This window comes from Corallococcus sp. CA041A, assembly GCF_003612075.1.
Lineage (GTDB): Bacteria > Myxococcota > Myxococcia > Myxococcales > Myxococcaceae > Corallococcus > Corallococcus exiguus.
In genome coordinates this window covers 15,306-32,352 of the sequence record NZ_RAWF01000102.1, presented here as the reverse complement: position 1 = coordinate 32,352, position 17,047 = coordinate 15,306, and the positions used below count along the sequence as shown (strand labels likewise).

General features: G+C 71.6%; 11 protein-coding genes and 1 pseudogene. 9 read left to right on the top strand and 3 right to left on the bottom strand.

Annotated elements, in window-relative coordinates:
- The 7 genes and pseudogenes from D7V77_RS19585 to lipB form a co-directional block, all read left to right on the top strand.
- Positions 1–896, top strand: a pseudogene (locus D7V77_RS19585) (penicillin-binding protein 1C); the annotation flags it as partial.
- 341 nt (positions 897–1,237) lie between these two features.
- The gene (locus tag D7V77_RS19580; protein WP_158624442.1) at positions 1,238–2,251 is read left to right on the top strand and encodes a SpoIID/LytB domain-containing protein; all 1,014 of its coding nucleotides are present in this window, start codon (positions 1,238–1,240) and stop codon (positions 2,249–2,251) included.
- Positions 2,252–2,460: 209 nt separating this feature from the next.
- Positions 2,461–3,909 (top strand): OmpA family protein, encoded by a 1,449-nt coding sequence (locus tag D7V77_RS19575; RefSeq protein WP_158624441.1) that lies wholly within the window; start codon positions 2,461–2,463, stop codon positions 3,907–3,909.
- 290 nt (positions 3,910–4,199) lie between these two features.
- The gene (gene lipA / locus D7V77_RS19570) at positions 4,200–5,129 is read left to right on the top strand and encodes a lipoyl synthase (RefSeq protein WP_120577810.1); all 930 of its coding nucleotides are present in this window, start codon (positions 4,200–4,202) and stop codon (positions 5,127–5,129) included.
- A gap of 43 nt (positions 5,130–5,172) precedes the next feature.
- Positions 5,173–6,432 carry a dihydrolipoamide acetyltransferase family protein gene (locus D7V77_RS19565; protein WP_120577809.1) on the top strand — a complete coding sequence of 420 codons (1,260 nt, stop codon included), beginning with the start codon at positions 5,173–5,175 and terminating at the stop codon, positions 6,430–6,432.
- A 99-nt stretch (positions 6,433–6,531) separates the two neighbouring features.
- A complete protein-coding gene (locus tag D7V77_RS19560) occupies positions 6,532–8,253 on the top strand; it encodes a ClpX C4-type zinc finger protein (protein ID WP_120577808.1) in 1,722 nt (573 codons plus the stop codon).
- Positions 8,250–9,335 carry a lipoyl(octanoyl) transferase LipB gene (lipB, locus tag D7V77_RS19555; protein WP_120577807.1) on the top strand — a complete coding sequence of 362 codons (1,086 nt, stop codon included), beginning with the start codon at positions 8,250–8,252 and terminating at the stop codon, positions 9,333–9,335. Before D7V77_RS19560 ends, lipB begins: the two co-directional genes overlap by 4 nt.
- 6 nt (positions 9,336–9,341) lie before the next feature.
- Here the strand turns inward: lipB and D7V77_RS19550 are convergent, their stop codons facing one another.
- From D7V77_RS19550 to glp, 3 genes are all read right to left on the bottom strand, one after another.
- The gene (locus tag D7V77_RS19550; protein WP_120577806.1) at positions 9,342–10,148 is read right to left on the bottom strand and encodes an MBL fold metallo-hydrolase; all 807 of its coding nucleotides are present in this window, start codon (positions 10,146–10,148) and stop codon (positions 9,342–9,344) included.
- A gap of 34 nt (positions 10,149–10,182) precedes the next feature.
- Positions 10,183–10,857: a GTP cyclohydrolase II gene (ribA, locus tag D7V77_RS19545; RefSeq protein ID WP_120577805.1), complete on the bottom strand. Its 675-nt coding sequence runs from the start codon at positions 10,855–10,857 to the stop codon at positions 10,183–10,185.
- Positions 10,858–10,979: 122 nt separating this feature from the next.
- Positions 10,980–12,209: a gephyrin-like molybdotransferase Glp gene (glp, locus tag D7V77_RS19540; protein ID WP_120577804.1), complete on the bottom strand. Its 1,230-nt coding sequence runs from the start codon at positions 12,207–12,209 to the stop codon at positions 10,980–10,982.
- A 162-nt stretch (positions 12,210–12,371) separates the two neighbouring features.
- Between glp and D7V77_RS19535 the strand changes: the two genes are divergently transcribed.
- Together D7V77_RS19535 and rnr are read left to right on the top strand one after the other, a co-directional pair.
- Positions 12,372–13,763, top strand: a complete 1,392-nt coding sequence (locus D7V77_RS19535) for a protease inhibitor I42 family protein (protein WP_120577803.1) — start codon at positions 12,372–12,374, stop codon at positions 13,761–13,763.
- A 127-nt stretch (positions 13,764–13,890) separates the two neighbouring features.
- The gene (rnr, locus tag D7V77_RS19530; protein ID WP_120577802.1) at positions 13,891–17,034 is read left to right on the top strand and encodes a ribonuclease R; all 3,144 of its coding nucleotides are present in this window, start codon (positions 13,891–13,893) and stop codon (positions 17,032–17,034) included.
- Positions 17,035–17,047 lie beyond the last annotated feature (13 nt).

The window sequence follows — 17,047 nt, the reverse complement described above, 5'->3', positions numbered from 1 at the left end:
GGGGTGGGGTGGTGGGGCCGTTGAGGGAGGTGCGCGTAGCGTTCGGGCCGGATGGCAAGCCGCTGAGGATTCCGCAGGAGTTGGAGGAGCACCGCTTCCTGGCGGCTCGGCCGGTGGAGCTGCTCACGGACGTGCTGGCGGACGAGGCCGCGCGGGCACCGGCCTTCGGCCTGGACAATGCGTTGCGGTTGCCGTTCCGGGTGGCGGCGAAGACGGGGACGAGCCGGGCGCACGTGGACAACTGGGCGGCGGGCTTCACGCGCGAGCGCACGGTGGCGGTCTGGGTGGGCAACTTCGACGGCACGCCGATGCGCGGGGTGTCCGGCATCACGGGCGCGGGCCCGGTGTTCGCGCGGGTGATGGCGCTGGCGATGAGGGGCCTGCGCGCCGCGCCACTGGTGGACCGGAGCCACTTCGAGGCCGCGGAGATCTGCCCGCTGTCCGGCGAGCGCGCGGGCCCGAACTGTCCCGGCGCGATGAAGGAGGTCTACCTGCCGGGCACGGCGCCGCGCCACACGTGCACCATGCACCGTGGCGACGGCTCGCTGGACGTGGGCCCGGCGTATCTCGCGTGGGCACAGGCGGAAGGACTGGCCTCCACGTCCGTGAGCGCCGAGGGAGGGCCGGGAGCGCAGCCCGGCTTCATCCTGCCGGCGAACGGGGATGAGTTCCTGGTGGAGCCCGAGCTGCCCGAAAGCGCGCAGGCCGTGCCCGTGCGGGTGATGGCGCCACAGGGGGCGAAGCTGCTGGAGCTGCGCACGGACGACGGCCGCCGCATCGAGCTGCGCCCGCCCTTCGTGACACGACTGCCAGCGGTGGCGGGCGAGCGCCGGTTGGAACTCTGGGCGCCCGGTGGCTCCGAGCCGCTGGCGGTGACGCGGTTCCGGGTCCGATGAACGCAGCGGGCGTGGCCGTGCTCATCGCCGCGCTGGTGGCGGGCACGGCGCCTGGCGTCGAGAGTACGGGCGCGTTGGATGCCCCCTCGTCTGGGCGAAGCGCGCTGCGCCCGGTGGCTGATACGCAGGTCCGCTCCACTTCACGGTCCGCGCGGTCGTCGCCAGCAGCCAGCTCGCCGGCCGATGCGAGCGCGCCCTCCGCGCCTGCTGCCCGTGCGCGCAAGCCCACAGGCGATACTCAAGTCGGCCCCACTTCACGGCCCGCGCGGTCGTCGCCCGTAGTCAACTCACCGGTCGATGCGAGCGCGTCCTCCTCGCCTGCCGCCCGCGCGCGTCAGCCCGTGGCCGATTCCCAGGTCGACGTTCGCATCCTCTCCAAGCACCGGCCCGCGCGGCTGCGGCTGGACGGTCCGCGCTCGCTGGAGGTCGTTGCCTCGGGAGACACGCTCGTCGTGGACGGCCGCCCCCAGCCTCACGCCCTGCGACTCGATGCTGGCCGCTGGCATGTGCGTGGCCGTGGCTTGGACCGGCGCTATGAGGCCGCGCTTTCGCTGGAGGCCAGGGACGGTGAACTGATCGTCGTCGCCACCTTCGCGCTGGAGGCCTACGTCGCCGCCGTCACCGCGAGCGAGACCGAGGTCGACACCCCCTTCGAGGCGCTCCGTGCCCAGGCCATCACCGCGCGCAGCTATGTGCTCGCTTCCGGCAAGCGGCACGACGAGGCCCGAGCCTGCGATCTCACCCACTGCCAGGTCCTTCGCGGTGAGGGCTTCGCCCGCCACCTGCGCCGCGCGCGCGATGCCGCCCGCTCCACGGAAGGCGTCGTGCTGCGGCTGCCCGGTGGCGCAGTGGCCCTCGCTCCATTCCACGCGAGCTGCGGCGGACATACGGCCGAGCCCGTGGCGGTGTTCGGTGCCCCCGACCTCACCGGTGCCGCCGCCGTGCCCGACCGCTGTCCCGCGTCTCCGTGGCGCGCCGTCGTGCCTCGCGCGTTGGTGACGGCCGCCGCTTCGGTCGCGGTCGGCGGCCCCGCGCAGGCGGAGGACCTGCTGCTGGACCGGGACTCCAGCGGCGCGGTGGTGCGCATCGTGGACCGCGCTTCGGGACGCGAGGGCCGCGGCGACGCGTTCTTCCGCGCGCTCGGAGCACGTGCCGGTTGGGATCGGATCCGCAGCGCGCGGTTCTCGATGACGCTTGGCGGTGACCAGGCACTCCTCGAAGGACAGGGCCACGGCCACGGAGTCGGCCTCTGTCAGGCCGGCGCGGCCCTGCTCGCACGGCAGGGCTGGACCGCGGAGCAGTTGCTCGCGCACTACTTCCCGCGCGCCCTTCTGGAGACGCCGCGGGACAAGTGAACGCGAGGGCCGGAATGGCCTCCCGTTCGCAGTTGTCCGCGAAGGTGACGGCCCTCCGGGGGCTCTCCCCTGGCCTCTCCGGGAGGGCTTACCAGCAGCCGTCGTGCTCCGTATCGATTGCACCAGAGCCCTCAGCCCCGCGCGGTCCGGTGGGGAGGTGGCTTCGCGCACCGGCCATCCCGGTGCGGAACCCAACCGGGAGGCATCACATGGCGTTCAATCTGATCGAAGCAGTCGGCTCACAGTTCATGCAGAAGGGATTGCTCCAGAAGATCAGCGGTTCGCTGGGCGAGGATCCCCAGGCCACCACCAAGGCGCTGCCGGGCGCCATCGCCGCCGTGGCCGCGGGCGTCGCGGACCAGGGCGGAAACGAGGCCGGTGCCCACCGCCTGCTGACGAAGCTCAACGAGGGCGGCTACACCGGACCGGACGCGCCCCCTCGCGCCGGGGGCGTGGGCGAGGGGCTCCTCGACGAGGAGGAGAGCGGGAAGGGGATGCTGAGCGGCATCTTCGGCAACAAGCTGGGCGGCATCACCGACGGGCTCACGCGCTTCGGCGGGATGCGCAACGCCGGCTCGGCGACGCGGCTGTTGTCCCTGGCCGCCCCCATGCTGATGGGCGTCCTGGGCAAACAGGTGCGTGATCAGCGCATGGGCTCGTCCGGGCTGATGCAGCTGCTCAACGGCCAGCGCAACAACATCGCCGCCGCGCTGCCGGCGGGCCTGGGCGGCATCCTGGGCTTCGGCGGTGCGCGCCACGCCGTCGCGGAGGTCATCGAACCCCACCGCGAGACCGTGACGCAGGTCCGTGAGACGGCGCCCGTGCGCGAGGCCCACACCGTGCGCGAGGCGACGCCGCGGACGACCTACAACCGTCCACCGGAGCGCAAGAAGAGCATCGCCGGCTGGGCCGTTCCGCTGGCCCTGCTCGCCCTGGTCGCGCTCGCGTGGGGCGCCCTGCGTGGACGCAGGCACGAGTCCGCCCGGGCCCCGCAGGTGAGCCGCACCACACCGCCTCCCGCACAGGAGCGCGTCGCGCAGGCCCCCGAGCCCGTGCGGCCCACGCAGCCGCAGCAGCCCGCGACGCCTCCCGCGGAGCCGCCGCATACCGCGCAGCCGACCCCGCCCGCCACGGGTGGTGCCGGCACGCAGACCAATGAGGGCACGGGCGGCTCCGGCGACGTGGAGAAGCAGACCGCGGGCGCGGCGGACACCCAGAAGAAGGAGGAAGCGGGCACCGGCGGTTCGGGCCAGGAGAAGATGCGCGCGAGCGACCCCAATAGCCTGCGTGAGGCCTTCAACGGCCCCAGCGCGGAGCAGGGCTTCGTGCTGGAGGGCGTGGAGTTCAAGACGGGTTCGTCGCAGCTCACCGCCAAGAGCCAGAAGATGGTGGGCGAGCTGGGTGACGTGATGCAGGAGAAGCCTGACTCGCGCGTGCGCATCAATGGCTTCACGGACTCCACCGGCGACGCGGACGCCAACCGTCAGCTGTCGCAGAGCCGTGCGGAGAGCGTGAGCCGGGCGCTCGTGCGCCGAGGCATCCCGCAGGACCGCATCGAGGTCAGCGGCGAGGGTGACGCCAGTCCCATCGCCCCCAACGACACCCCCGCGGGCCGCGTGCAGAACCGCCGCATCGAGGTGCAGGTCCTCGGTCAGTAGTCCCCCCGGCCACGTGGCCCCGGCGGCGTCCGGTCCTCACTTCGAGGGCCGGGCGCCGCTGTCTTGAGTCACGAGGTCGTGCTCACACCCCGCCCGGCAGGCGGCCGAGGAGGCGCTCCCGCCGCTCGGGTCCCGCTGGAGGATGGGGCTGCCCGCCGCGCATGGCCGCGCCCTGTCCACCGCGTTACACCTCCCGGAAGTTGTCCTCGGGGTTGGCCCGCGCTAACGCGAGGCGTTAGGGCTTCACGCTTGACCCTGCTTTCACCCACCCTCTAGAAGGCCCGCGACCCATGGCGACTCCCGACAGGTTTCCCCTCCCACAGGTCTCTGAAAGCACCCGTAAACCCGAGTGGTTGAAGGTGCGCCTGCCGCATGGCGAGGGCTATGAGCGGGTGAAGGCCATCGTGAAGCGGGTGGGGCTTTCCACGGTGTGCGAGGAAGCCCGCTGCCCGAACATCGCCGAGTGCTGGGGCGGTGGCACCGCCACGGTGATGTTGATGGGCGAGGTGTGCACGCGCGCCTGCCGCTTCTGCCACGTGAAGGTGGGGGCGCCCCCGCCGCTGGACCCGATGGAGCCCATCCATCTGGCGCAGGCGGTGCGGGAGATGAACCTGGAGTACATCGTCGTCACGTCGGTGAACCGCGACGACCGCCCGGACGGAGGCGCCGGCCACTTCGCGTCCGCCATCCGGGAGCTGCGCAAGGAGAGCCCGCGCACGCTCGTGGAGGTGCTCATCCCCGACTTCAAGGGGAAGGAAGAGGACCTGGCCACGGTGGCGCAGGCGAAGCCGCACGTGGTGGCGCACAACGTGGAGACGGTGGAGCGGCTGACGCCCACGGTGCGCGACCGCCGCGCGACGTACCGCCAGTCCCTGCGCGTGCTGGAGTACCTCAAGAACCGCCCGGAGAAGGTCTACACCAAGACGTCCGTCATGGTGGGCCTGGGCGAGACGGACGAGGAACTGGAGCGCACGTTCAAGGACCTGCGCGATGTGGGCGTGGACGTGCTCACGCTGGGCCAGTACCTGCAGCCGTCGCAGTACCACCTGCGCGTGGAGCGCTTCGTGACGCCCCCGCAGTTCGAAGCCTACAAGGCGCTGGCGGAGTCCTTCGGATTCCTCTACGTGGCGTCCGGGCCGCTGGTTCGCTCCAGCTACCGCGCCGCCGAATTCTTCATGAAGGGCCTGATGGAGCGCGAGCGCGTCGAGCGACTCGGCTGACCGGACGCACCCCTTCCCCTACCCCAGAGAGACACTCCCGCTCATGGCGACTTTCGAATTCAAGCTCCCGGATCTCGGCGAAGGCGTGACGGAGGGCGAGCTCGTGAAGTGGCACGTCAAGGAGGGCGACCTGGTGAAGGAAGACCAGGTGCTCGCCGAGGTGATGACGGACAAGGCCACCGTCACCGTGCCCACCCCCCACGCCGGCCGCGTCGTGAAGACGCACGGCCGTGAGGGCGACATGGCGAAGGTGCACCAGCTGCTGGTGACGCTGGAGATGGAGGGCGGCGCCCCCGCGGCGCAGGCTCCGTCCCACGGCGCTCCCTCGGCTCCGGCTTCGAGCCCCGCTCAGGCGGCGGCGCCCGCGGCTCCGGCTTCCGCCACGAAGGTGCTGGCCACGCCCGTCACGCGCCGCATGGCGCGCGAGCACGGCCTGGACCTGGCGGAGATCTCCGGCTCTGGCCCGCAGGGCCGCGTGACGAAGGCGGACGTGGTGGCGGCGCTGGAGGGTGGCACCGGCGCGCCGAAGAAGAACGAAGTCGCGGCTCCCGCGCCCCAGGCCACGCGTCCGGCGGCGCCGCTGTCCGCGGGCAAGGGCGACGAGCGCGTCGCGCTGCGTGGCCTGCGCAAGAAGATCGCCGAGAAGATGGTGCGCTCGAAGTTCACGATGCCGCACTTCGCGTTCGTGGAGGAGGTGGACGCCACGGACCTGGTCGCGCTGCGCACGCGGCTCAACAGCCAGCTGGCGGCGGCCGGTGACGGCACGAAGCTGACCTACCTGCCGTTCATCGTGAAGGCGACCATCGCCGCGATGAAGAAGTTCCCGCACCTCAACGCGAACTTCGACGAGGCGACGCAGGAGCTGGTGGTGCGCGGCGAGTACAACATCGGCATCGCGGTGGCCACTCCGGACGGCCTCACGGTGGCGGTGGTGCGCAACGCGGACCAGCTCACGCTGGGCGAGCTGGCGAAGGAGATCACCCGCCTGAGCGTCGCGGCGCGCGACCGCAAGCTGAAGATGGAGGAGCTGACGGGCGGCACCTTCACCATCACGTCGCTGGGGCAGAGCGGCGGCCTGTTCGCCACGCCCATCCTGAACCACCCGGAGGTGGGCATCCTGGGCGTTCACAAGCTGAAGAAGCGCCCGGCGGTGAAGAACGACCAGGTCGTGGTCCGGGACATGATGAACCTGTCGCTGTCCTGCGACCACCGCGTCATCGACGGCGATGTCGCCGCGAGCTTCGTGTACGAGATCATCAAGTACCTGGAAGCGCCGGACCTGCTGTTCCTCGCGATGGCGTGAGGACACGCGTCGTGGGGCACTCCCGACCGCTCCTGCTCCGGGGGGCGGCCGGGAAGCGGGGGACCTCCGGAACAGCAACGTTGAAGGCGGGCATCCGCGATGGCCGACAATCCCCGTGAGTTGATCCGCGCCGCGCAGACCGCCGAGCTCCAGGGGGACCGCGCGCGAGCGGCGCAGTGCCTGGAGCAGGCCGCCGCGCTGTACCAGAAGTCCGGGCACACCTCGCGCGCCTCGCAGTTGTTGCGGCAGGCGCGCCAGATGAAGGCCCGCGCCCCGGACGTCAGCCCGGCCTTCACCGCGGCGATGACGGGCAACAAGGACGCGGTGGCCTTCCGCGCGGTGAGCTGGGGCGACGCCGTCTCCGACGCGTTCAACGACAAGGCGGACGCCGTGGCGCACACGCTGGAGGACCCCTCCGTGGCCAGCGGCTCGGAGCCGCCCACCGAACCCGGCCTGCCCCGGCTCGCTGGAAGGATCGCCGCCATCGGTGCGCCGCCCCCGGCCGAGGCCGCCACCCCAGCCACCGTTCCCGAGGGAACCGCCGGTATCGATGCTGGTGGCCCGCGAGCTTCGCTTGAAGGCGCGGGGGCCACCGCTTCTGGCGGGGGGCCGCGTTCGGCTGCGAATCGCGATGCTTCGCCGCCGTCAGCGGAGGGAGCCGCCTCGGCTGAGTCGCGGCCCCTGTCCGGTCGGACGCAGGCCGTCAGTCCGAGCGGCCAGCGCAATGCCCCTGACGACGACGTCGTCGTCCCGGGCGGAATGCTCATGCCTCCGGAAGAGGACGAGCTCGATCCCGCGACCGGCCTGCTGCGCGCCTCGGGCGCCGAGGACTCCGTCGTTCCCGGAGGACTCCTGCGGCCGCCAGACGAGGACACCTCGCCCGTGCACGCCGAACCCGCGCGGAGCCGTCGGCGCGAGAAGCGCATCATCGAGCGGGGCCCGACCCGCGCGGACCCGGCCCTGGACGCATGGTGCTCGTTCTGCTGCCGGCCCCGAGGCGAGGTCGGCGACCTGGTGGCGGGCCCGGCGGGCGCGTTCATCTGCAAGGGCTGCCTGGGCGAATCCCAGGGCCTGCTGGGCGACGTCGTCGCACCGTCTCCCGTGCGCAAGCCGGTGGTGGAGGAGCCGCGCGCCGGGGCCGTGGAGATGGTGGGCCACGACGAGGTGAAGACCCTGCTGGAGCGCACGGTCCAGGCGGGCGCGCGCTGCCTGCTGCTCGTGGGCCCGGAGGGCTGCGGCAAGAGTCTCTTCTTCCAGACGCTCCAGCGGCGCGGCCAGGGCGTGCTCGCGTCCGTGGACGCACTGGAGTCCACCCCGGGCACGGAGCCGCTCCTCGTGGAGGACGTGGACCGCCTGGAGCCCCGGGCACAGGCCGCGTTGACGGCGTTCCTCGCGAACCGCCCGGCGCGCGCGGTGGTGATGAGTGCTCGTGGCGCCGTGTCATCGCTGGGCCTGTGGGTGCGAGGGGAGGGCGGCAGCCTGCCCGTCCCCACCACCGCGGGCATGATTGAAGCCGTGCAGGGCACCGTGCCGGTGTCGCTCCTGGAGCGCGTGCAGGTGCTCCTCCCGGTGCGCCGCCCGACAGTGCCGGAGCTGGTCGAAGTGGCCCGCCGCACCCTGGCCCTGCGCCAGCCGGCGGTCACACTGACGGACGAAGTCCTGGGGGCGTTCGCCGCCGAAGCGGTCCGCTCCCCACGCGCGGGGCATGAGCTCCAGGCGCTCCTGTCGCGCGTCTACGCGGGCAGCTGGAGCCTGGAAGCGGCCCAGACGCCCGCCGCGCCATCCCACAACCCACGAGGGGGGCGAAAGGGATCATCATGAACACGCTCACCGTCTTCCGCCTGGGCCGGGTGGAGTACGAGGACGGACTGCAGCTGATGCACCTGTTCGGCGAGGCCCGCCTTCAGGAGCGCATCGGGGACGCGCTGCTGCTGCTGGAGCACCCGCCCGTCCTCACGCTGGGCCGCGCCGCGAAGCGCGAGAACATCACCGCCACGGACGCGCGCCTCGCGGAAGAGGGCGTGGAGGTGTTCGACACCAACCGCGGCGGCGACGTCACCTACCACGGCCCCGGACAGGTGGTGGGCTACCCCATCCTCCTGTTGCCACCGGAGCGCCGCGACGTGCGCCGCTACGTGCGCGACGTGGAGCGCGGCCTCATCCAGACGCTCGCGACCTTCGGTCTCACCGCCGGCGCCATCCCCAAGTGGCCGGGCGTGTGGCTGGGCCAGGAGGGCTCGCCGGACGCGCGGAAGATTGGCGCCATTGGCGTGCACCTGTCGCGCTGGCTCACCACGCACGGCTTCGCGCTCAACGTGAACACGAACCTGGAGCACTTCCAGCTCATCGTCCCGTGCGGCATCCGCGAAGCGGGCGTCACGTCCATGCAGCGCGAGCTGGGCCACCCCGTGTCCGTCCCGGACGTGGAGGAGGTGCTCGCGCGCGAGTTCACCCAGGTCTTCGATGCCCAACGCGTGGACGGCACGGTGGACCTGCGCACGGTGAGCGTCGCCGTGATGCACGGCCGGGGGCCCGAGGCGCGTGTGCTGCTCCTGCGCCGGACGCCGGAGCGCGGTGGCTTCTGGCAGACGGTGACGGGGCGCCTGGAGCCGGGCGAGTCCCCCGCGGAGGCCGCCCGCCGCGAGCTGGCGGAGGAGACGGGCCTCCTGCTCCCCGTGGTGGACCTGGCCTACCGCCACGCGTTCGCGCTGGGGGAAGTGCTGCCGCCGAAGCTGGTGGAGGAGCACGGCTTCGCGGTGCACGCCGCGCCGGACACCCAGGTGCGCCTGGGCCCGGAGCACGACGCCGTCGAATGGGTGGACGTGCCCACGGCGCTCGCGCGGCTGCCCTTCCGGGGCCTGCGCGAGACGGTGACCCGGGCGCTCAAGACGCCCGGGCCGTGACAGCCTCTACAGCTTGATGACCATCGCCTCTTTCGCGGCGATGGCGTCCTTGCGGTGCTTGCGCACCTCGCGCAGCAGCTTGTCCATGCTCGCGTCGTCGCGGCCCGGGTCGTGGTGGAAGAGCACCAGCTGCTTCACCCCGCTGGCGTCCGCCGCGCGCACCGCCGCTTCCCAGGTGGAGTGGCCCCAGCCCGTGCGGACCCGGTACTCGTCCTCCGTGTACATGGAGTCGTAGATCAGCGCGTCCGCGCCCCGCGCGAAGTCGAACAGCTTCGCGTCCAGCGCCGTGCCGTGCTCCACGTCCGTCGCGTACACCAGCGAGCGCCCGCCGAAGTCCACCCGGTAGCCCACGTTGCCGCCGGGGTGGTTCAGCTCCAGCGTGCGCACCGTGGCCTTGCCCACCGGGATGTCCTCGCCCACCACCACGTCCCGGTACGCCAGGCGCGTGCGGAACACCTCCTCCGCCGTCACCGGGAAGTAGGGGTGCACCATCTGCCCGGCCAGGATCTGCTTGAGCGACTTGCCGTCCCGAGGTGACCCGTACAGCGTCACGTCGTTCGCCGGAGAGAACATCGGCGAGAAGAACGGCAGGCCCTGCAGGTGGTCGTAGTGGTAGTGCGAGATGAAGATGGACGCCTTGACGGGCTTTCGCGTCGCCACCAGCGCATCTCCCAGCCCGCGCGCACCAGAGCCCAGGTCGAAGATGAGCAGCTCATCTCCACAGCGGACCTCCACGCACGGCGTGTTGCCGCCGTAGCGCTTCGTCGCCGGACCTGGCGCGGGGATGGAACCGCGCACCCCCCAGAAGCGCACCTCGAAGCGCGCGGTGCTCCGCCGGGCCGGGCGCTCAGCCGGCCTTGGCTTCCGTGTCGTCGTCCTCCGCGAAGAGCTCAATCAGGTGCCCCGTACGCTCACGCTTCGTCTTCAAATAGTCGACGTTATGCGGATTGTGCTCGGTCCGGGAAGGGATTCGGCGCCGAACCGCCACGCCTTCCTCCACCAGCCCGGCGATCTTCAGCGGATTGTTGGTGATCAGGTCCACCGACCGCACATCCAACGACCGCAGCATTTCCGCAGCGATGTCGTACGAGCGCAAGTCATCCGCGAAGCCCAGCTGGCGATTGGCCTCGTAGGTGTCCAGGCCCTTGGACTGCAGGGCGTAGGCCTTGATCTTGTTGCCCAGGCCGATACCCCGGCCCTCCTGGCGCAGGTAGAGCACCACGCCCAGCCCGTTCTGGGACACGAAGTCCAGCGCCCGGTCCAGCTGCTCGCGGCAGTCGCACTTGAGGCTGCCGAAGACCTCGCTCGTGAGGCACTCGGAGTGGATGCGCACCGGCACCCCCTCCATCCCCTTGGGCTCGCCCACCACCAGCGCCACGTGCTCGCGGCCGTTCCTCTTGTCGCGGAAGACGATGGTCTTCAGCACCCCGCGGGCCGTGGGCACGTCCGCCTCCGAGTACCGCTCCAGGTGCTGGGTCGGCTTTCGGGTCGGCAGGACCTGGGGTGAGCGCGTGTCGGACATGGTAGGTCGTCTCCCAGAGGGGGGCCGTTACTTCTCGCCCCCCTGGATGCAAGTCAAGGTGACACCCCGATGGGTGTGGTGAAACCCGCCTGTTTGGATGCGGCGGACGTGGACTGCGTTGCTCAAGCGACCCACGAGAGGGGGAGCAGCTCCACATGGGAGCCATCAGCCAGGCTGTTGGTTTCTCGGGGGAAGTGAAGCAAATGTGTGGCTGCCGCAGCTGAACGCAGGGCACCCGACGTCTGAGTCCCCAGGGGTTTTGCCCACAGCTCGCCCGCCCGCCAGGTGGCCGTGACACGCACAAAGTGAGCAAGCCCCGGGGCCTTGGAGAGCCGTCCCTCCAGGCGGCCGGCGACGCGGGGTGGCTCCACGTCCGAGTGTCCCAGGAGCCGGCGGAGGGCGGGGCGCACGAAGAGCTCGAAGGTCACCAGGGAGGACGTGGGGTTGCCGGGCAGGCCCATGAACAGGGTGGAGCCGCGCTGGCCCACCACCAGCGGCTTGCCGGGCTTGATGGCCACGCGCCAGAAGCGCTGCTCCACGCCCAGGGCCCCCAGGGCGTCCTTCACGAAGTCGTGGTCGCCCACGGAGACGCCGGCGCTGGTCAGCACCACGTCGAAGCCCTCGGCGCGCGCCAGGGCCTCCTGGACGGCCTGGCGCGTGTCCCGGGCGATGCCCAGGAGCGTGGGCACGCCGCCCGCGCGCCGCACCGCCAGGGCCAGGGCGGGGGCGTTGATGTCCACGATGCCGTCGCCGGGGGATTCGTCCACGCGGCACAGCTCGTCGCCGGTGGACAGCACCGCCACGCGCGGCCGGCGGGGCACCGGCACCGTGCCCTGGCCCTGCGCCCACAGGAGCCCCAGCTCCGGGATGCCCAGGGGCGTGCCGCGCCGCAGCAAGACGTCGCCTTCCTTCGCGTCCTCGCCCCGGGGGCGGACGAAGTTCCCCGGCCCCACGGCCTCCAGGAGCTCCACGGCGTCCGGTTCGCCCGGAACGGGGCGGGTGCGCTCGCGCATCACCACCGCGTCCGCGCCGGGGGGCAGGGGGGCCCCGGTCATGATTCGAGCGCACGTGCCGGGGACGACCTCCCGGGTGGGGCGCCTGCCGGCGAACACCGTCTCGCCCACCGTCAGTCGCACGGGCAGGGGGCCCGCCAGGTCCCGGGCCTGGACCGCGTAGCCGTCCATGGCGGAGTTGTCCCAGGGGGGAAGGGTACGGCGGGCGGGGACGTCCTCGGCCAGCGCGCGGCCCAGGGCGTCATCCCCGGGCACCCACTCGGTGGCCAGCGGCGTGCACAGCCCGAGGATCCGCGCTCGGGCCTCCTCCACCGGCAGCAATTCGGGGGTGTCACTCATGCTGTTTTCCCACCCAAAGTCCGTGGGAAAATCAAGTGTTAGTTTGACAGCCCAGCTGATCATCGTTACAAGCAATCGTGATCGCGAGGCTCGCGTCCAACAGCAGGGGCGTCCCGCCAACCCGTTGATAGCACACGGGAAATTTCCAAGGAGACAGCGTCGATGGCCAAGCCCAAGTCCGGGGCGAAGAAGCCGACTCCCGCTGCAAAAGCCGGTGCGAAGCCTGCCGCGAAGAAGGACAACGCGGCCCGCCTGGATCTGATCAGGAACGCCTCGAAGAAGGTGGCGACGGCCGCGACGAAGGTCGTCAAGGCGGTGGCTGAAGGGGCGAAGGGAAAGGTCGCGGCGGCGAAGAAGGCGGTGGCGGAGAAGGTGGAGAAGGCCCCCGCGGCCGCCAAGAAGGCGGCGGCCAAGGCCGCTCCCACGACGCCTCCCGCGAAGGCCGGCAAAACCGCGCCCGCCGCGAAGACCGCGCCCGCCGCCCCTCCCGGGAAGAAGGGTGCCGGGAAGGCGGGAGGCAAGGCCCCGTCGGTCGTCCCCGCCGGTCCTCCCGTGGAGAAGCCGCGTCCGCGCGCGACGAAGCTTCCGCCCGTGGGCGAGCCGCTCACGAAGCGTGAGATGGAGCAGCTGCTCACCGCCGGCGAGGGCCGCGGCGTGACGGGCGAGGGCAGCCTCAAGGGCCGGCTCGTGCTCAGCGGCGAGATGCCCCACCTGGTCGTCGTGGGCCGCGACAAGCGCGAGCTGACGTTCCTGTTGCAGGGACCGGATCAGGAAGTGCTGCCGGCCTACGTGGACCACAAGGTCTCCGTGAGCGGCCTCATCAAGAAGACGACCAACCACAGCGGCGTGGTGGAGGTACGCAAGTACTCCGCCAAGAAGCCCGAGGTGGAAGAGGTCGCGCCGGCTCCGTCGGATTCAGAGCCGAAGCTGCGCTACCTGTCGCCTGGCGAGGTCTCCATGGCCGTCGCCGCGGGCATGGGCGCCGGCATCAAGGGCTTCGCCAGCATCCGGGGCAACCTGGAGATGATGGGCGAGGACTTCGTGCTCGTCGTGTCCAACGGCGGCACGCGCCAGCAGGTGTCCTTCGCCATCGAGGGCAAGGCCGCGGTGAAGAGCCTGCGCAAGCACGTGGGGCAGACGCTCCAGGTGACGGGCGTGGTGGACAAGACGTCCGGCTGGGGTGGCCGCATCACCGCGGAGACGGTGGAGCCGCGTCCGTCCGAGGCGCGCTCGGTGTCTCGCGACGAGATGGAGCTGGTGCACATCGAGGGCGAGGTGCCCACGTCCGTGGACGTGAAGCTCAACCACGGCCTCACGGTGCGCCTGCAGGAGCAGCCCGGCGCCACCTGGGCCATCGAGCCGACGCTGGCCAAGCGCGTGGGTCTGCGCGAGGCCAACTTCGAGCAGGGCGCCGCCGGCGGCCCCGCCACCCGCGAGTTCTTCTTCACGCCGCGCAACCCCGGCAACTTCGAAGTGGAGTTCTTCCTCGCCAAGGCGTTCACGCCGGGTGTGGTGGAGCGCTCCTTCAAGATCAGCGTCACCGTCAAGCCCTGACGGCTTGGGCGCACGGGCCCTCCCTGGACCGCAAGGTCTGCCAGGGAGGGCGAATGGGAGCCGGGGGGTTCCCGCCCGCACCCTTCGGGCTTACCCGTTCCCTCAGCGGCCTTGCCGCATCCCCACCGTGAGCCTCTCCCAAGATCACATCCGACAGCTGCTCGCTGAAGCCGATCACCCCCTGGGCGTGAAGGAGCTCCTTCGCGTCGCGGGGATGAATCCCGGCCAGCAGACCGAACTCAAGCGCGCCCTGCGTGAACTGGTGCGCGCGGGCACCATCGTCAAGGACGGCAAGCGCTTCCGCCTGGAAGGCTCTCGCGTGCCCCGCGCGCCCGAGGCCAGCTCCGAATCGCGCCGGGACGCCTCCACGCCCCCCTTCAAGAAGCGGGGCCCCGCCCCGGGCAGCGGACGCGAGGAGCGCCGCGGCAGCTTCCGCGACGACCGTCCGGGCTTCCGTGGCGGCGGCGACGTCCGGCGCTCGCTGCAGCGTGGCTTCCGGGACGACCGCTTCGAGGACTCCGGGCAGCCCGCGGTGGAGGGCATCCTCCACATGCACCGGGACGGCTTCGGCTTCGTGCACCCGGTGTCGGGCGAGGGCGAGAACATCTTCCTGCCGCCCGGCGAGGCGCAGCGGGCGCTCGACAACGACCGCGTCATCGTGGAGGTGGCGGGACGGCCGGGCCGGTTCGAGGGCCGGCTGGTGCGCGTCATCAACCGGCGGCGTGAGCTGGCCGTGGGCACGTACGTGGCGCAGGGCCGGCACTCGCTGGTGATGACCACGGACACGAGCTTGCCGGGTCCCATCCGCGTGCCGCCGACGCAGATGGCGCGCGACGGCGACCTGGTGAAGGTCCGGTTGGGCGTGGGCGCGGACCTGCTGGAGCCCGGGCAGGGGCTGTTCGGTGAAGTGGCCGGTTCGCTGGGACGGCCGGGTGATCCGAGCGCGGAGGTGCTGGGGTCCGCCTTCGCCCATGGCTTCTCCGACGAGTTCCCGCCGGAGGTGATGGACGAGGCGGACGCGTTCGCGGTGAAGGTCACCGAAGCGGAGGCCACGGAGGGCAACCGCCGCGACCTGCGCTCGATGCCGCTCATCACCATCGACGGCGAGGACGCGCGCGACTTCGACGACGCCGTGTACGCGGAGCCCCAGGCCGGAGGCTGGCGGCTGGTGGTGGCCATCGCGGACGTGTCGCACTACGTGAAGGAGCGCAGCGCGCTGGACGCGGAGGCGCTCAACCGCGCGACGTCCGTGTACCTGCCGGACCGCGTGCTGCCGATGTTGCCGGAGCGGCTGTCCAACGGCATCTGCTCGCTGCGCCCGGACGAAGACCGGCTGTGCATGGTGGCGGACATGACGTTCGACCGCCAAGGCCAGCGGCGTACGCACGAGCTGTACCCGGCGGTGATGCGCAGCGTGGCGCGCTGCACGTACAACGAGGTGCAGGACGTCCTGGACGGCAAGGACGTGCCGCACCGCAACTTCCTCAAGCCCCAGTTCGAGCAGTTGATGGCGCTGGCGCGCGCGCTGATGGGCATGCGCAAGGCGCGAGGCGCCATCGACTTCGACGTGCCGGAGCACAAGGTGCTGCTGGGCGAGGATGGCCTGCCGCAGCGCATGGAGAAGCGCGAGCGCAAGGACAGCCACCGGCTCATCGAGGAGTGCATGCTGGCCGCCAACGAGGCGGTGGCCACGTACTTCCAGGACGAGGGCCTGCCCACGGTGTACCGGTTCCACGGCGAGCCGGATCCGCAGAAGCTGGCGGCGTTCGCGGTGCTGGCGGAGGCGTACGGCTTTCAGCTCGACGTGGAGGACGGCGTTTCGTCCAAGGAGCTGGACGCGTTCATCACGCAGCTGCAGGGGCACCCGGAGCAGCGGGCGCTGAACCAGCTGCTCCTGCGCTCCATGATGCAGGCCGTGTACACGGCGACGCGCGTGGGCCACTACGGCCTGGCGGCGGAGAACTACCTTCACTTCACGTCGCCCATCCGGCGCTATCCCGACCTGCTGGTGCACCGCGTCCTGAAGGCGGTGTGGGCGCGCAAGGGCAAGAAGCCCTCGGAAGCGCAGCTGGACCGCGAGGAGGAGCGGCTGGAGGGCATGGCGCAGCAGTGCTCGGAGCGCGAGCGCGCGGCCATGACGGTGGAGCGCGAGGTGGTGGCGTTCTACGCGGCCCTGATGATGAAGGACCGCGTGGGCGAGGAGTTCGACGCGACCGTGGCGGGCATCGCCGAGTTCGGCTTCTTCGTGGAGTTGGACGAGGTCCACGTCGAGGGCCTGGTGAAGGCGGAGTCGCTGGGGCCGGGCTCCAAGCTGGACAAGCGCACGCACTCGCTCGTGTATTCGAATGGCCGGCGCGTGCGCGTGGGGCAGAAGCTGCGCGTGCGGCTGCTGTCCGCGAACACGACGTCGCGGAAGATCGACTTCGAGGCGCTCCAGTTCGCGGACGAGGCCCCGCTCCAGCGCACCCCCGGAGCGAGTCCCGCGCCGCGCCGGCGCGAATACGTGAACGAAGCGCCGGGCCGTCACAAGGGTGGCAGGCCCGGACGCGGCGAGCGCGAGGCCGCGAAGACGGGCCGCACGCCGTCGCGCAAGCCCGCCGGGGTGGACCAGGCCGCGGACGTGGAGCAGTGGCGGTCGCTCGGCGAGTCGGAGGAGACGCCGTTCGGAGTGAAGAAGGCGTGGGCGCCGCCCACTCCCGAGGACGCCGCCACGGTGGAGGCCGCGACGGTCTCCGGCTATGGCGATGAAGTCCTGGGAGAAGCGCCGGCCGCGTCGCGTCCGCGAGGACGTTTCAGCCGGGAAGGGCGCCGCGAAGAGGCCGCGCCCGCTCGCGCCACGTCCCGCTTCCTGCGGTCCCGCACGGAAGAGGCCCCCGCGCCGAAGGCGGAGCCCGCCACTCCGGCCAAGGGCAAGCGCAAGGTCATCCGTCCCTCGCTCCCCGCGGTCGAGGAAGGCGACGAGGCCGGTACCTCCTCCGAGGCCCAGGTGCCTCGCGAGGCCTTCACTCCGCCCGCTATCGAATCCGACGACAGCGCCCCAGCCGCTTCACCGCACCCGGGCTTCGACCGGATCCGTGCGCTGGCCGCGCAGCGGGGTCAGCTCTCCACGGAGGCGGCTCCGGGCCGCGCGGGCGCGTCCAAGAAGGTCCGCAAGGCGGCCTCTGGCGCGAAGGCGAAGCCCTCGAAGAAGTCCGCGCCTACGAAGGCCGGCGGCTCGAAGGGCGCGAGCCAGAAGCAGGGGCGAGGCGCCCCAGGCAAGCGCAAGCGCTGAACGCGGGGCCGGA

Coding starts and splice junctions, on each gene's coding strand:
- ribA (WP_120577805.1), bottom strand. CDS start 10,857: ATGTCCGACACGCGCTCACCCCAGGTCCTGCCGACCCGAAAGCCGACC.
- lipA (WP_120577810.1), top strand. CDS start 4,200: ATGGCGACTCCCGACAGGTTTCCCCTCCCACAGGTCTCTGAAAGCACC.
- lipB (WP_120577807.1), top strand. CDS start 8,250: ATGAACACGCTCACCGTCTTCCGCCTGGGCCGGGTGGAGTACGAGGAC.
- D7V77_RS19575 (WP_158624441.1), top strand. CDS start 2,461: ATGGCGTTCAATCTGATCGAAGCAGTCGGCTCACAGTTCATGCAGAAG.
- glp (WP_120577804.1), bottom strand. CDS start 12,209: ATGAGTGACACCCCCGAATTGCTGCCGGTGGAGGAGGCCCGAGCGCGG.
- D7V77_RS19565 (WP_120577809.1), top strand. CDS start 5,173: ATGGCGACTTTCGAATTCAAGCTCCCGGATCTCGGCGAAGGCGTGACG.
- D7V77_RS19560 (WP_120577808.1), top strand. CDS start 6,532: ATGGCCGACAATCCCCGTGAGTTGATCCGCGCCGCGCAGACCGCCGAG.
- D7V77_RS19535 (WP_120577803.1), top strand. CDS start 12,372: ATGGCCAAGCCCAAGTCCGGGGCGAAGAAGCCGACTCCCGCTGCAAAA.